The 1,575-nt window shown below is 68.0% G+C and carries 2 protein-coding genes; both read left to right on the top strand.

Going from position 1 to position 1,575, the window contains the following annotated elements:
* The coding region (locus tag ACIRS4_RS36615) for an ammonium transporter (protein WP_404204345.1) at positions 1–969 on the top strand (969 nt) is incomplete at its 5' end.
* Positions 970–974: 5 nt separating this feature from the next.
* Positions 975–1,313 carry a P-II family nitrogen regulator gene (locus tag ACIRS4_RS36620; protein WP_364630550.1) on the top strand — a complete coding sequence of 113 codons (339 nt, stop codon included), beginning with the start codon at positions 975–977 and terminating at the stop codon, positions 1,311–1,313.
* The last annotated feature ends 262 nt before the right edge of the window (positions 1,314–1,575 follow it).

The following is a 1,575-nucleotide window of genomic DNA, read 5'->3' on the forward strand; positions in this document are numbered from 1 at the left end:
ATCATCACTGTCGCCCTGATCTCCGGTGCGGTCGCCGACCGCCTGAAGTTCGGCGCGTGGATGCTGTTCTCCGCCATCTGGGTCACCGTGGTCTACTTCCCCGTCGCGCACTGGGTCTTCGCCTTCGACGGCGTCACCGGTGAGCACGGCGGCTGGATCGCCAACAAGCTCAAGGCCATCGACTTCGCCGGCGGCACCGCGGTCCACATCAACGCCGGTATCGCGGGTCTGGTACTGGCGATCGTGCTCGGCAAGCGCAAGGGCTGGCCGCAGACCCCGATGCGTCCGCACAACCTGCCCTTCGTCATGCTCGGAGCCGGTCTGCTGTGGTTCGGCTGGTACGGCTTCAACGCCGGTTCGGCCGTGGGCTCCAACGGCATCGCGGGTACCACCTTCGTGACCACCACCGTCGCCACCGGTGCCGCCATGCTCGCCTGGCTGCTGGTCGAGAAGATCCGTGACGGCCACGCCACCTCGCTGGGCGCCGCCTCGGGCATCGTCGCGGGTCTGGTCGCCATCACCCCGTCCTGCTCCTCGGTCAACGTGGTCGGCGCGCTGGCCATCGGCGTGGTCGCCGGTGTGCTGTGCGCCCTCGCGGTGGGCCTGAAGTTCAAGTTCGGCTTCGACGACTCGCTCGACGTGGTCGGCGTCCACCTGGTCGGCGGTATCGCAGGCACCCTGATGGTCGGCCTGGTCGCCGCGCCCGAGGCCCCCGCCGCGGTCAAGGGTCTGTTCTACGGCGGTGGCTTCGATCAGCTGATCAAGCAGGCCGTGGGAGCCGGTGCGGTGCTTGCCTATTCGGGCATTCTGACCCTGATCATCGCGCTCGCCATCAAGTTCACCATCGGCCTCCGTGCCAACGAAGAAGCCGAGTTCACGGGCTTGGATGAGTCGGAGCACGCAGAATCGGCATACGATTTCGCTGCTGTGGGTGGTGCGGCGCGCACCGCCGCCGTCAAGGAGGCATGACGAACATGAAACTGATCACTGCGATCGTGAAGCCGTTCACCCTGGAGGACGTGAAGACCGGCCTGGAGCAGGCGGGCGTGCTCGGCATGACCGTCAGCGAAGTGCAGGGCTACGGTCGCCAGAAGGGCCACACCGAGGTCTACCGCGGCGCCGAGTACTCGGTGGATTTCGTCCCGAAGGTCCGGGTCGAGGTTGTGGTGGACGACGCCTCCGTCGACAAGGTCGTCGAGGTCATCGTCGAAGCCGCCCGCACCGGCAAGATCGGCGACGGCAAGGTCTGGGTCACCCCGGTCGACGCCATCATCCGGGTGCGCACCGGCGAACGCGGTTCCGACGCTCTGTAATTCGAGCGGGATCCCCGTGGCGGCCCCGGCCCCGTCGGTGTCGAAACCGGCGGTGACGGGGCCGTCCCCGTGCCGGGGCGGCGAAGTGAATTGAATCGAGAGGGGCGGGTTGTGGGTTTCCAGCAGGAACGCGATGACAAGGCCGAGGACACCAAGGTCTCCGGCGGCGCCTCGGACCTGGTCCGGGCCCGCAACCAGTTGCTGGCCGAGCACGGCTCGAACGGCCGCGCCGCCCGGCTCGACGCGGAGGCCCTGCGCGAGG

It is taken from the genome of Streptomyces sp. NPDC101166 (assembly GCF_044768125.1).
GTDB lineage: Bacteria > Actinomycetota > Actinomycetes > Streptomycetales > Streptomycetaceae > Streptomyces.

Coding starts and splice junctions, on each gene's coding strand:
- ACIRS4_RS36620 (WP_364630550.1), top strand. CDS start 975: ATGAAACTGATCACTGCGATCGTGAAGCCGTTCACCCTGGAGGACGTG.